This window comes from Catenuloplanes sp. NPDC051500, from assembly GCF_044454585.1.
Classification (GTDB): Bacteria; Actinomycetota; Actinomycetes; order Mycobacteriales; family Micromonosporaceae; genus Catenuloplanes.
Genome location: NZ_JBITDX010000012.1, coordinates 165,287 through 177,490 on the forward strand (window position 1 = coordinate 165,287; position 12,204 = coordinate 177,490).

The 12,204-nt window shown below is 67.0% G+C and carries 14 protein-coding genes and 1 tRNA gene; 10 read left to right on the top strand and 5 right to left on the bottom strand.

Translation table 11 applies throughout. From position 1 onward, the window contains the following. Positions 1-34 precede the first annotated feature (34 nt). From ACIA8K_RS24535 to ACIA8K_RS24565, 7 genes are all read left to right on the top strand, one after another. Entirely contained in the window at positions 35-976 is a 942-nt protein-coding gene (locus tag ACIA8K_RS24535; RefSeq protein ID WP_396063019.1) for a NaeI family type II restriction endonuclease, read from the top strand. A gap of 86 nt (positions 977-1,062) precedes the next feature. After that, on the top strand, positions 1,063-1,419 hold the full coding sequence (locus ACIA8K_RS24540; protein WP_396063171.1) for a helix-turn-helix domain-containing protein: 357 nt from the start codon (positions 1,063-1,065) through the stop codon (positions 1,417-1,419). Further along, positions 1,365-1,652, top strand: a complete 288-nt coding sequence (locus ACIA8K_RS24545) for a transposase (protein WP_396063183.1) — start codon at positions 1,365-1,367, stop codon at positions 1,650-1,652. Before ACIA8K_RS24540 ends, ACIA8K_RS24545 begins: the two co-directional genes overlap by 55 nt. Positions 1,653-1,768: 116 nt before the next feature. Continuing rightward, positions 1,769-2,284, top strand: coding sequence for a methyltransferase domain-containing protein (locus ACIA8K_RS24550; RefSeq protein ID WP_396063021.1), 516 nt, complete (start codon positions 1,769-1,771; stop codon positions 2,282-2,284). 54 nt (positions 2,285-2,338) lie between these two features. After that, positions 2,339-2,572, top strand: a complete 234-nt coding sequence (locus tag ACIA8K_RS24555; protein ID WP_396063023.1) for a hypothetical protein — start codon at positions 2,339-2,341, stop codon at positions 2,570-2,572. Positions 2,573-3,090: 518 nt separating this feature from the next. Further along, positions 3,091-3,342, top strand: coding sequence for a helix-turn-helix transcriptional regulator (locus ACIA8K_RS24560; RefSeq protein WP_396063025.1), 252 nt, complete (start codon positions 3,091-3,093; stop codon positions 3,340-3,342). Positions 3,343-3,350: 8 nt separating this feature from the next. Continuing rightward, complete coding sequence (locus ACIA8K_RS24565) at positions 3,351-4,574, top strand: type II toxin-antitoxin system HipA family toxin (RefSeq protein ID WP_396063027.1); 1,224 nt, start codon at positions 3,351-3,353, stop codon at positions 4,572-4,574. A gap of 415 nt (positions 4,575-4,989) precedes the next feature. Here the strand turns inward: ACIA8K_RS24565 and ACIA8K_RS24570 are convergent. The 4 genes from ACIA8K_RS24570 to ACIA8K_RS24585 all read right to left on the bottom strand — a co-directional run bounded on the left by ACIA8K_RS24570 (position 4,990) and on the right by ACIA8K_RS24585 (position 7,061). After that, a tRNA-Arg gene (locus tag ACIA8K_RS24570) sits at positions 4,990-5,061 on the bottom strand. Positions 5,062-5,121: 60 nt separating this feature from the next. Then, a complete protein-coding gene (locus ACIA8K_RS24575) occupies positions 5,122-5,565 on the bottom strand; it encodes a hypothetical protein (protein WP_396063029.1) in 444 nt (147 codons plus the stop codon). A gap of 72 nt (positions 5,566-5,637) precedes the next feature. Next, positions 5,638-6,279 carry a DUF305 domain-containing protein gene (locus ACIA8K_RS24580; RefSeq protein WP_396063031.1) on the bottom strand — a complete coding sequence of 214 codons (642 nt, stop codon included), beginning with the start codon at positions 6,277-6,279 and terminating at the stop codon, positions 5,638-5,640. Positions 6,280-6,281: 2 nt separating this feature from the next. After that, positions 6,282-7,061: a DUF3105 domain-containing protein gene (locus tag ACIA8K_RS24585; RefSeq protein WP_396063033.1), complete on the bottom strand. Its 780-nt coding sequence runs from the start codon at positions 7,059-7,061 to the stop codon at positions 6,282-6,284. Positions 7,062-7,167: 106 nt separating this feature from the next. On the opposite strand from ACIA8K_RS24585, the gene argS reads away from it, so the two are divergent. From argS to ACIA8K_RS24600, 3 genes are read left to right on the top strand one after another with little or no spacing between them, the layout of a single operon-like run. Beyond that, on the top strand, positions 7,168-8,829 hold the full coding sequence (argS, locus tag ACIA8K_RS24590; RefSeq protein WP_396063035.1) for an arginine--tRNA ligase: 1,662 nt from the start codon (positions 7,168-7,170) through the stop codon (positions 8,827-8,829). Positions 8,830-8,832: 3 nt separating this feature from the next. After that, the gene (gene lysA / locus ACIA8K_RS24595) at positions 8,833-10,173 is read left to right on the top strand and encodes a diaminopimelate decarboxylase (protein ID WP_396063037.1); all 1,341 of its coding nucleotides are present in this window, start codon (positions 8,833-8,835) and stop codon (positions 10,171-10,173) included. Beyond that, positions 10,170-11,477: a homoserine dehydrogenase gene (locus ACIA8K_RS24600; protein WP_396063039.1), complete on the top strand. Its 1,308-nt coding sequence runs from the start codon at positions 10,170-10,172 to the stop codon at positions 11,475-11,477. Before lysA ends, ACIA8K_RS24600 begins: the two co-directional genes overlap by 4 nt. A gap of 130 nt (positions 11,478-11,607) precedes the next feature. On the opposite strand, the gene ACIA8K_RS24605 is transcribed toward ACIA8K_RS24600, so the two are convergent. Continuing rightward, complete coding sequence (locus ACIA8K_RS24605; protein ID WP_396063041.1) at positions 11,608-12,165, bottom strand: hypothetical protein; 558 nt, start codon at positions 12,163-12,165, stop codon at positions 11,608-11,610. Positions 12,166-12,204 lie beyond the last annotated feature (39 nt).

The window sequence follows — 12,204 nt, forward strand, 5'->3', positions numbered from 1 at the left end:
TTGAGTGATGGCGTGAACGCGCTACGCTGCCTCTATGAGCGACCCTCTCTTCGAATTGGACACCTTCTATGGGGAAGGTGATCGTGATCTAGAAAGTGTACGCTCAGTTCTTCTGAGCGCCGACCCGCACGGTGTCCGATTCGCGACCGTCTTTCGCAGAACGATTGACATGCTGCTGGATGGCCAAAATACCGGCCGTTTCCGCTGGGAGCAGTTGCACAAAACCGAAAAGACGCATGCTGGTACGCTAGTCGAAATCAATTTCCAACGTGAGTTCAGCTTTGCCGATGGCGATAAAATGGATTACAAGATTGCTGACGTGGACGTTGACTGCAAGTTCTCGCAGGATTTTGGGAAGTGGATGATCCCGCCCGAGGCCATTGGGCACCTATGTCTCTTGACATGGTGTAACGACAATCTTGGCGAGTGGAGTGCGGGGCTTCTGCGGATATCTGAATCGGAATTGTCGATCGGTAAGAATCGCGATGGCAAAAGATACCTTAACAAGTCGGGTCGTGCCGCGGTGTCGTGGCTCTTCCGCGGTGAAAAGCTTCCGGAAAATGCGCTTCTCAGAATGAGTCCGGATGACATTAGGGCAATTTTTGCCCCTAAGAGTGGGCAGTCGAGAATTAATGAGTTATTCCGCCGGGCGCAAGGCCGCATCGTAAGCAGGGCGGTAGTGGCTACCGTCGGTCAGCAGGACGATTATATGAAACGGGTGCGTTTCAATGGCGGGGCGCGCTCCAAACTAAGGCCGGAAGGGATTGTTATTCTAGGCCAGTTTGGAAATCACGTCGATGTCGCCTCCCGGCTGAACTTGCCACTGCCGAAGGGTGGAGAATCGATAAGTGTGCGACTAGCTAAATGGGTGCCCGAAGATGGAGAAGTTCCGCGGGCACGAATTGGCGGCGAAGTGTGGCGAATCGCAAGCTCTGATGATCCGCCATGTCTGGCACCTATTCTCCCGGAGCGGTAGTCAGCCTGATCTGAGGGCAGATTCAGGCGGTCGTAGCATTTGATCTTAGTGGGTCGGTGGGACAGGAAGCCCGCTGTGCGCGCGATGTGACCTTGGCCAACCGTGAAGAGATATCCCATGGTCTGGCCGAGGGTCTGGGATACAAGGAGGTTGCCCGTCTGATCGGCCGGAATGCGTCGGCGGTGTGTCGGGACGTGGCCTGGCACGGTGGCCGCGCCCGGTACCGGGCCGTGACCGCCGACGAGACGGCGACGGGCCGGGCGAGGGCGCAGTTGTACCCGGTCACCGTCGCTGAGCACGGTCGTGACGGAGTTGTTGAGGATTGGCGGCACCGACGTCGATCGCGGGCCGGTTGCCGGGTGGCTACCGTGACGATCAGCCTGTACGGGTGTCATATGGGGCGATTTACCAATGGGTCTACGCCCAGCTGGTCTCCACCCTGACCCGGGAGCTGTTCGCACTGCACACCGGCCGAACCGCCCGCCGATCCGGCTCTCGCCCGGTGCCGGCACCGCGGATCCGGGAGCCCCGCTACCTCGACGAACGGCCCGTCGAGGCCGAGGACCGGCAGGTCCCAGGCCACTGGGAGGGTGACCTCGTGATCGGGAAGGCCAGGAGAACAGCGGTCGCGACGGCGGTCGAGCGTATCTCCCGGTTTGTGATCCTGGTTCGCTGACGCCCGCGGTCTCTTGGAGGAAGCTGACACCGGCCCGAACAGCTCTGGATCGCGGTCCACGAGGGACTCGGATCACCTTTATCGAACCTCGGTTGAGCAAGGCCGTCATTCACGTCATGAGTGACATCTCGGACTTCAGCGGCACCGTGCAGACGGCGGCCGCCCACGAATATCTGACCGCCGCCGCAGCCTCCACCGGCATCCGCCGGGTGCGGGAGACCGGGCTGCGCATGTGGGGCGTCGGTCCCGGCGATCGGCTGCTCGACGCCGGGTGCGGCAACGGCGAGGTGGCCCGCGAACTGGCCGCCCTGCTGCCCGGCGCGGACGTCGTCGCCTTGGACCACTCCGCCGATGCGGTCACCGCCGCGTCCAAGCTGGACGACGGCACCCCCGTCACGTACCAGGTCGGCGATGTCTACAGCCTTCCCTACCCCGACGGGCACTTCGATGGGGTACGCACCGAGCGTGTGCTCCAGCACCTCGACGATCCGGACCGCGCCGTGGCCGAGCTGGCCCGCGTTCTTCGCCCCGGCGGCCGGATGTGCCTGATCGACACCGACTGGCCCTCACTGCTCTACGACGGCTCCCCCGAGAACTTCCACGATCGCGCAATCGCCCTGCTGACCGACTGACGTCGTCACCTCGGCGCCGCCGACAGCCCTTCCGGCCGTACCCTTCGCCGTCGCATGGTCCAGGCCGGCCTCAAAGACATCCGGTTCGAATCGATTCCGCTGGTCTTCACCGACCTCACCGAGTCCTACTCGATCATGCCGCTCAGCCGCGACCTGCTGGTGAAGGGCCTCGGCGACTCCCCGTACGTCGACTCCGTCGACCCCTGGCTCGACGACCTCCACCGCGCGGCCGCCGACAACACGTTCCTTGTCACCCTCACCATGTGGGTCGTCACCGGCACCCGCTGACCGTCACGCAAGGAGCAGCCCGCCCGAACTTTCTGAGGCGGGCTGCACCGGCATCAGACACGAGACACGCCACATCCGGGTACTTGACGAAACGCCGGCGTATTCAACAGTGGGGATGAGGTGCGCCGATGTGCAACCACCCCACGTGAGCGCCCGGACCGTGGGGTCTGGGGCTCGGCCCCAGGGAAACAATGCGCGCTCCAGGACCGCGCACTTCGGCGGACGTGGAGCGCGAAAGCTTGTGCCACCGGCAGGATTCGAACCTGAGCTTTCGCCTCCGGCGGGCGATGCTCTTTCTCTATGGGGAGAAGGGTGGGCTATTCGCTTCGTGGGGCGCCTCGATTCTGGAGTTCGCCGTAACCGCACGATCGTGCGGTTACGGCGGTTGTGCAACGGCCGGGGGACCGCTGGTACCCAAAGCCGCGCGTTCGTGCGGTTTTAATGGATCTGCAGACCGAGGTGCGGTAACCTCGAGCTCAAACCGCACGTTCGTGCGGCTGGCCCTGGAGGCTTCCTGAATGCCTGACCCGGACACTAGTGCCGCTCTCGCCGACGCGGTGAGGCTACGCCGGCGACAGCTCGGCCTGGGGCAAGGCGACCTGGCAGACCTCGCCGGGGTTTCAGAGCGCTTCGTGTACGCGCTGGAGCACGGCAAGCCATCTGTGCAGCTGGACAAGGTAATCGCAGTGCTGTCGACGCTGGGTTTACATCTGGAGCTTCATCGAGGCGCCTCGACCGCTATTGCCTCAGGCGACGGGACTGCTCGATGAGTGCGCCGGTGGACGACAGCCTCGAAGAACTTCGTTCGGTCGAGAAGGCAGACGTTTTCAAGGCCGGTCGGCGTGCTGGCACTCTCATCCGCGGCCGGGATGGCATCGAGTTCCGCTATCTCGATGCCTGGATTGAGGCTGCCGGTCCGCCAGTGGCTACCACCCTGGCGGTAGTGCCAGAGCCGGTCGTTCGATCCGGTGGTGCGCTTCCTGCCTATTTCACCGGTCTGCTGCCCGAAGGGCGCCGTTTGGGGGCACTCCGCCGTGCCGTGAAGACGTCAGCGGACGACGAACTGTCGTTACTGCTGGCGGTCGGTGCCGACGCGGTCGGCGACGTGCAGATTGTGCCGGCCGGAACTCAACCTGCCGAGGTGCCCGCTCGGGTGGCTGTCGACGAGGCGGACGACATCAGGTTCGCCGACCTGCTGGTCGAGTTGGGTATTCGTGCGCAGAGGGTGGCACTCCCGGGTGTCCAGGACAAGACGAGCGCTGCGATGATCAGCCTGCCGGTCGCCCGTGCCGGTGAGCGCCATATTCTCAAGCTGAACCCCGCCGAGTTTCCGCATCTTGTGGAGAACGAGAAGTTCTTTCTCGACGCCGCCCGTAAATCCGGTCTGCAGGTGCCAGCCAGCAAGCTGATCTTCGACGCGGACGGAGCTCCGGGTCTGCTGATCGCCCGGTTCGATCGTCTTACCGTGGACGGCCGTCCACGATCGCTCGCTGTCGAGGATGGCTGCCAGGTGCTCGACCGCCCGCCCGCCGACAAGTACCGAGTCGGTGCTGACCGTACCTTCATGGGCTTGGCTGCTCTCTGCGACGCGAGTGCTGTTGCTGGTCGTGACCTGGTCCGGCAATTGGCCTTCGCTTATCTGACGGGCAACGGTGACGCCCACGCCAAGAATTTCTCTGTACTGCAAGGACTCGACGGCGAATGGCGGATCGCCCCGGCCTATGACCTGCCGACGTCCTACCTCTATGGCGACAAGACGATGGCCTTGTCGATCGGCGGCCGCAGCGGCGGCGACTTCAGAGCCGCCGACTTTGTCGCGCTGGGAAAACTCCTGGGAGTGCCGGAACGTGCGGTCCGGCGTGTCCTGACCGACATCACGGATCGAGCCGGCATCTGGCTGGAGGAATTGCTCTCGTTGCCGTTCGACAGGGGCAGACTCACCAAACTTCGCCGCGTGATCGAGTTCCGCCGCCGTCAGCTCGCTACGGCCGCGAGTATCTGAGCCCAGTCTCGGGTGCGAGTCAGCATGTAACGGTTCCCAGGTGTGGCTTGTCGCGTCTCAGGTCTGGCCTTTCGCCCTGCCCGGCTCCGATCTGTACCTACTTTTTCCGCGTATGGGTCAAGTAGCCCGAATCAGCCCACTCGCCCAGCCACCGAATCGTGCAGATCCGGAGGCAGGCTGCCTTGGGGAATTCGAGCTAGAGCTTCCCCAGGCCCATAGTTGAATTGGTTGGAGACCGCCGCGATCCCGGTGGACTCCAACCCTTCAGCGCTGAATCTTCAGGGTTGGCGCTCTGGAACTTTGCCGCCACTTGGCCGTAGAACGTCGCTCAGGGCCGTACACGGCCGGACATACGACGAAGCCCCGCTGCCTGGAATCCCAGGTCACGGGGCTTGTTTTTGCAGCTCAACGTACGTGCCCCCGGCAGGATTCGAACCTGCGCTTTCGCCTCCGGAGGGCGACGCTCTATCCCCTGAGCTACGGGGGCTCAGCGACTCCTAGAGCCTAGCAAACCCACCGACCCCGCAGCGAATCGGTATCCCGGCGACTACAGCGGTGTCTGTGGGCAGGCTTTCCACACGCCGCTCTCTTTGATGATCTCGATCCGCCGGACGGTCGGCGGGGTGTCTTCGGGGGCGCCGCGGTAGGTGACTGCGGCGGTCACGAGGTGGGTTGCGGGGGTTTTGCGGTTGTCGTTGAGGGTGTCGACGGCGGTGATGACGTAGGCGGCCAGGGGGCGGGCGGCCACCGGGGACCAGCTGGACCTGGGGCCGCGGCCGTGTTCCGCGCTGCAGGCCAGGTCCCAGGCCGCTGTGGTGTCGCCGGCGACCACGGCGTCCAGGTAGCCGGTGGCGGTGGCGCGGAGGTCGGCGGGGGTGTCGTCGCGGCGGAGGAGGGCGTGGGTGGTGAGGAGGAGGGCGCCGGCGACAAGTATGACGAGGATCAGGGTGCGCGGGTCGAAGCGGCGACGGCGGTGGGTGGCATCAGCCATGGCATCGACCATATAGATGAAACGCGGAGAGCGGCCCGGCCAGGTGGCCGGACCGCTCTCGGTGGGAGAAATCTATCCCTGCGGCAGCTCGTCCTTGATGAGCTGGATCGCCTGGAGTTCGCGCTGCTGGCTGGCGACCATGGTGCCGGCCAGCCAGTCGATGTCCTTGTCGCCGCTGAGTTCGACGGCGGCCTGGGCCATGTGGATGCCGCCGAGGTGGTGGGCGAGCATCAGGTCGAGGAACAGCTTCTCCGCGGTCACGCCCGAGGCGGCGCGCAGTTGGGTGAGCTGGTCTTCGGTGGCCATGCCGGGCATGAGGCCGTTGGTGATGCTGCCCTCGGAGTCGGGCATCCAGGCCATGCGCGGCTTGCTGCCGGTGGGGCTCAGCTTCCACGTGCGGAGCCAGGCGCTCATCGTGCCGATCTGGCCCTGCTGGGTGGTGGCGATGTCGGCGGAGAGCGAGGCGACCTGGTCGTCCTGGGCCTTGGTGTGCATGATCATGGCCATTTCCACGGCCTGTGCGTGGTGGGTGGACATGTCGCGGATGAAGCCGGCCTCGACCGAGTCGTCACCTGGCCTGGTGGCGATCGGGGTGAGCAGGCCGCCCGCGTAGCCGAGGGCGAGGCCGGCCACGACCGTGAGCGCCAGCACGAGGGTGCCGAAGCGGCGGCCGTGGGACGGGGTTGCCTCGTCCGGGAGGTCCGGGTCGGGCACGGTCAGCCGCCCTGCTGCTGCTGGCTGATCTCGCGCGGGGTGGTGCCGGTGGCGGTCACGCCGGAGGAGCAGGGGGCGTTCGGCTCCTGGGTGGCGTTGAGCCGCAGCGCCTTGATGAACGTGTCGATGCGCTCGTCGCTCGCGCTGTCCAGCTTGAGCTGGTAGCCCCAGGCCTGCAGGGAGATGTTGTTGCTGAGGCCGTCGATCGGGCTCATCAGCATGAAGTCGTTGCCCTTGACCTTGGCGGCGAGCGCGTCGATCTGGTCCTGGGGGAGGCCGGTCTTGTAGGTGATCCAGATCGCGCCGTGCTCCAGGCTGTGGACCGCGTGCTCGTTGGCGATCGGGGCGTCGTAGACGTCGCCCATGCAGTTCTGCCAGGAGGCGTTGTGGTCGCCGCCGACCGGCGGGGAGGTCTTGTAGGTCTGCGGCCCGCTCTTGTGGTTGGCGCTGAGCATGTCCGGGTCGGACTCGCGGTAGTTGGCGATGCCGTCGATGCCGGCGGCCTGGTCCTGCCAGGACTCGCTGCCCTTGATGACTGCGAACGCGCCGTAGCCGATGATGCCGACCGCGAGCGCGCCGACCGCCACGAAGAGCAGGATCGGGCCCCAACTGGTCTGCTGTGCGACCTTCACCGGGGTGACCGGCTTGCGCGGGCCTTTGCCGCCGCCCGGGCGGGGCGTGGCCGCCTTGGGCGTACCCCCGGGGGAGTTCGGCTTGGCGCCGGCAGCCGGCTTAACGACGGAGGGTCGGCGCTCAGGGCCGCCCTGCGTGCTGATGCTCATCATGCCTCGTCAGGTCGCTCGGTCTCGGGGGACGGTGCTCGTCCCAGATATATGAGTAACCGGGCCGCCACCAAGTTCCCGAGTCTACCCCCGATAGCATGGCTCGGTGACTCCCGCCAAGCTCTCCGAGGTCGTCCTCGCCGCAGCCCGGGCCGTGTTCGCGGCCAGGGACCTCGACTTCTCGCTTCTTCCGCCGTCGATCTCGGTCGAGCGCCCGCGCAACCCGGAGCACGGCGATTACGCATCGACGATCGCGATGCAGGTGGCGAAGAAGGCAGGCGTGCCGCCGCGCGAGCTGGCCCAGGCGCTTGTCGACGAGCTCGAACAGCAGCCAGGCATCAAGACTGTGGAGATCGCGGGCCCCGGCTTCCTGAACATCCGGCTGGACGCGGCCGCGGCGGGCGAGCTGGCCAGGATGATCGTCGAGGCCGGCGCGGACTACGGCACGAGCGACACGCTCGCCAAGCAGAAGATCAACCTGGAGTTCGTCTCGGCGAATCCGACAGGTCCGGTGCACATCGGCGGCGTCAGGTGGGCCGCGGTCGGCGACGCGCTGTCCCGGCTGCTGCGCGCGGCCGGCGCCGAGGTCGGCACGGAGTACTACTTCAACGACGCCGGCTCGCAGATCGACAGGTTCGCGAGTTCGCTGCTCGCGGCCGCGAAGGGCGAGCCCGCGCCGGAGGACGGCTACGGCGGCGCCTACATCACCGAGATCGCGCAGACCGTCCTTGCGGAACACCCGGACATCCTCACCAGCGACAACCCACAGGAACAGTTCCGCGGGTACGGCGTGGAGCTGATGTTCACCGAGATCAAGCAGTCGCTCGCGGACTTCGGCGTGCACTTCGACACGTACTTCAACGAGAAGGACCTGCACGACCGTGGCGCGCTCGACCACGCGCTGGAGCGGCTCACCGCGCAGGGTCACACCTACGAGCGGGACGGCGCGACCTGGCTGCGCAGCACCGACTTCGGCGACGACAAGGACCGGGTGCTGCGCAAGTCGGACGGCGACTGGACCTACTTCGCCGCGGACTGCGCCTACTACCTGGACAAGCGCGAGCGCGGCTTCGACAAGGTCGTGATCATGCTGGGCGCGGACCACCACGGCTACATCGGCCGGATGAAGGCGATGTCCGCCTGCTTCGGCGACGATCCCAAGGCCAACCTGGAGATCCTGATCGGCCAGCTGGTCAACCTGGTCCGCGACGGCGCCCCGGTCCGCATGTCGAAGCGCGCGGGCACTGTGGTGACGCTCGAGGACCTGGTCGACGCGATCGGCGTGGACGCGTCCCGGTACGCGCTGGCCCGCTTCTCCTCGGACTCGCAGATCGACATCGACGTGGAGCTGTGGACCAGCGCCAAGAACGAGAACCCGGTCTGGTACGTGCAGTACGTGGCCGCCCGCACGGCAGGTGTCGCCCGCAACGCCGCCGACGTGGGCCTGACCCGGGGCGACGCGGGTGATTTCCGGCCCGGGCTGCTCTCCCACGAGAAGGAGCACGAGCTGCTCAAGGCGCTGGCCGAGTACCCCGCGGTGGTGGCCACCGCGGCCGAGCTGCGCGAACCGCATCGGGTCGCGCGCTACCTGGAGGAAAAGGTGGCCCCGTCCTATCACCGCTTCTACGACCAGTGCCGGGTGCTCCCACTCGGCGACGAGGCGATCAACGACACCCACCGAGCGCGCCTCTGGCTGAACGATGCCACCCGAACGGTGATCTCCAACGGATTGTCCCTGCTCGGCGTCACCGCCCCGGAGAGGATGTAACCCATGAGCGCCCCCGAGTGGCTGCGCGTCCCCGCGGACGTGAACGCCCTGATCCCGCAGCTCTGGCCGCGCCACGCCGCCCGCAACACGGACGGTGTGCTGGAGATCGCGGGCCTGACCGTGGAGCGGCTCAAGGAGGACTTCGGCACGCCCGCGTTCGTCCTTGACGAGGACGACATGCGCGCCCGCTGCCGCGAGTTCCGTGACGCGTTCCACGACGCGGACGTCTACTACGCCGGCAAGGCGTTCCTCTGCAAGGCGGTCGTGCGGATCGTCGCTGAGGAGGGCCTATTCCTTGACGTCTGCTCCGGTGGCGAGCTGGCCACCGCGCTCGCGGCCGGCATGGACCCGGAGAAGATCGGCTTCCACGGCAACAACAAGTCGGCCACCGAGCTGGAGCGTGCGGTGGACGCCGGTGTGGGCCGGATCATCGTCGACTCCGTGCACGAGATCGACCGGCTCGCCGAGATCGCCGCGCGACGGGGCAGGACCCAGAAGGTTCTGATCCGGGTCACCGCCGGGGTCGAGGCGCACACGCACGAGTTCATCGCGACCGCCCACGAGGACCAGAAGTTCGGCTTCTCCATCGCGGGCGGCGCCGCGTACCGTGCCGCCGTGAAGGTCCTTGATCTGGAAAGTCTGGAATTGAGGGGCTTCCACTCGCACATCGGCTCGCAGATCTTCGACACCAGCGGCTTCGAACTGGCCGCGCGCCGCGTTCTCGAACTCGTCGGTGAGGTGAAGAAGGCCCGCGGCGTGGACCTTCCGGAGCTGGACCTGGGCGGCGGCTTCGGCATCGCCTACACCACCCAGGACGACCCCTCCACCCCTGATGACCTGGCCAAGCGCATGCGCAAGATCGTCGACGACGAGTGCGCCGCGCAGCAGCTGCACCGGCCGCACGTCTCGATCGAGCCCGGCCGCGCCATCGTCGGCCCCGCGATGTTCACGCTCTACGAGGTCGGCACGGTCAAGGAACTTCAGATGAGGACCTACGTCAGCGTCGACGGCGGGATGAGCGACAACATCCGCACCGCGCTCTACGACGCCTCCTACAGCGCCACTGTCGCGAACAGGAGAAGTGACTCACAGCCGATTCTGGCCCGGGTGGTGGGAAAGCATTGTGAGTCCGGGGACATCGTGGTGAAGGATGAATTCCTGCCCGCCGACGTCGCGCCCGGAGATCTTGTCGCCGTTCCGGGCACGGGCGCGTATTGCCGCAGCATGGCCAGCAACTACAACCATGTGCCGCGCCCCCCGGTGGTCGCGGTCCGGGACGGGGTGGCTCGCGTGATCGTGCGGCGGGAGACGGAAGCTGATCTGCTCGCATTGGATGTGGGATGACTAAACCAGCTGTACGCGTGGCTCTGCTCGGTTGCGGCACGGTCGGCGCCGAGGTCGTCCGGCTGCTGCACGCTCAGGCCGGGGACCTCACGGCCCGGATCGGCGCGCCGCTCGAGATCGTCGGCATCGCGGTCCGCCGCATCGCCCGCGACCGCGGTGACCTGCCGGTGGACCCGTCGATCTTCACGACCGACGCGCTCGGGCTGATCAAGCGCGACGACGTGGACGTGGTCATCGAGGTGGTCGGCGGCATCGAGCCCGCACGCACCTGGCTTGTCGAGGCGCTGCGGGCCGGCAAGAGCGTGGTCACTGCGAACAAGGCACTGCTGGCCGAGGACGGCGGCGCGCTTCACGACGCGGCCGCGGAGGGCGGCGCCGACCTCTACTACGAGGCCGCGGTGGCGGGCGCGATCCCGCTGCTCCGCCCGCTGCGCGAGTCGCTGCACGGGGACCGGATCACCAAGGTCACCGGCATCGTCAACGGCACCACGAACTTCATCCTGAGCTCGATGGACTCCACAGGCGCCGGCTTCGGCGAGGCGCTCGAGGAGGCGACCGCGCTCGGGTACGCCGAGGCCGACCCGACCGCGGACGTGGAGGGCTTCGACGCCGGCGCCAAGGCCGCGATCCTGGCCTCGCTCGCGTTCCACACCCGGGTCACCGCCGCGGACGTCTACCGCGAGGGCATCACCGAGGTCACCGCGGCGGACGTGGCGAGCGCCCGCGACATGGGCGCCACCATCAAGCTGCTCTGCATCGCGGCGCGCGGCGTCGACGCGGACGGCAACGAGTCGGTGAGCGTCCGCGTCCACCCGGCGATGATCCCGCGAAGCCACCCGCTGGCGAGCGTCGGCGGCGCCTACAACGCGGTCTTCGTCGAGGCGGAGGCGGCCGGTCAGCTGATGTTCTACGGCGCCGGCGCGGGCGGCACGCCGACCGCGAGCGCGGTCCTCGGTGACCTGGTCGCGGTCTCCCGCAACCGGCTGGCCGGCACCTGGGCGCCGAGCGAGTCCGCCTACGCCAACCTCGGCATCCGGCCGATGGGCGACGCGATCACGCGCTATCACGTCAGCCTCGACGTGGCCGACCGCGCGGGCGTGCTCGCGCAGGTCGCGGGCGTGTTCGCCAAGCACGACGTCTCGATCGCCACGGTCCGGCAGTCCGGCCACGGCGCGGAGGCCAGCCTGGTGATCGTCACCCACACCGCGCCGGACGCCGCGCTCGCCGCGACCGTCGAGGAACTCCGCGGCCTGGACATCGTCCGCAGTATCGCCAGCGTGCTGCGGGTCGAGGGCGGTGCCTAGAAGCAGATTTTCCCACTGACGTCGTGGCCCGGTTCCGCGTGCTCCCGCGGGCCTCGGATCCGTGGGTGGTCACCGAAAACACGGAAAGGGGCAGCGGATCATCTGATCCGCTGCCCCTTTCCCGTGGTCATCAGGCGTTGGCGAACGGGTCCGCGGTGGCGCTGCCCGGGGCGGAGGTGGTGCCGTCCTCCAGGTTGACTGTCACGTCCGAGGTGACCGACTCCAGCGTGCCGTTGAGGTCGGCGTCGGAGATCGTGTAGTCGGCCACGCCGTCGCCGTCCTCGTCGATCTCGATCACGTCGACCAGGCCGTCCGCGTTGGCGTCAAGCGCGACGCCCTCGGCCACACCGTCGCCGTCCTCGTCCAGCTCAGCGCGGTCAAGCAGGCCGTCGCCGTCGGTGTCGGTCGCGACGGTCTCGTTGATGCCGTCGCCGTCGGTGTCCGCCCACACGGTCTCGGCGATGCCGTCCGCGTTGGTGTCCAGGCTGGAGTAGTCGACCGCGCCGTCACCGTCGGTGTCGATGTAGGTGTACTCGTTACCGGCCGTGTCCGTGTCGGTAAGCGAGGTCTCGAACTCGGTCGGGGCCGCCAGCTCGTCGTTGATCGAGACGGCCTCGAACGGGTTCTCGTCGACCGACGTGTCCACGTCGGTGCCGGAGGTGTCGACGCCTGTGAAGTCCTCGCTCATGTCAGGTTCCCTTCAAAGAATGTGGTGTGGGGTCGGAAG

Coding starts and splice junctions, on each gene's coding strand:
- ACIA8K_RS24535 (WP_396063019.1), top strand. CDS start 35: ATGAGCGACCCTCTCTTCGAATTGGACACCTTCTATGGGGAAGGTGAT.
- ACIA8K_RS24550 (WP_396063021.1), top strand. CDS start 1,769: ATGAGTGACATCTCGGACTTCAGCGGCACCGTGCAGACGGCGGCCGCC.
- ACIA8K_RS24555 (WP_396063023.1), top strand. CDS start 2,339: ATGGTCCAGGCCGGCCTCAAAGACATCCGGTTCGAATCGATTCCGCTG.
- ACIA8K_RS24560 (WP_396063025.1), top strand. CDS start 3,091: ATGCCTGACCCGGACACTAGTGCCGCTCTCGCCGACGCGGTGAGGCTA.
- ACIA8K_RS24575 (WP_396063029.1), bottom strand. CDS start 5,565: ATGGCTGATGCCACCCACCGCCGTCGCCGCTTCGACCCGCGCACCCTG.
- ACIA8K_RS24585 (WP_396063033.1), bottom strand. CDS start 7,061: ATGAGCATCAGCACGCAGGGCGGCCCTGAGCGCCGACCCTCCGTCGTT.
- lysA (WP_396063037.1), top strand. CDS start 8,833: ATGAGCGCCCCCGAGTGGCTGCGCGTCCCCGCGGACGTGAACGCCCTG.
- ACIA8K_RS24600 (WP_396063039.1), top strand. CDS start 10,170: ATGACTAAACCAGCTGTACGCGTGGCTCTGCTCGGTTGCGGCACGGTC.
- ACIA8K_RS24605 (WP_396063041.1), bottom strand. CDS start 12,165: ATGAGCGAGGACTTCACAGGCGTCGACACCTCCGGCACCGACGTGGAC.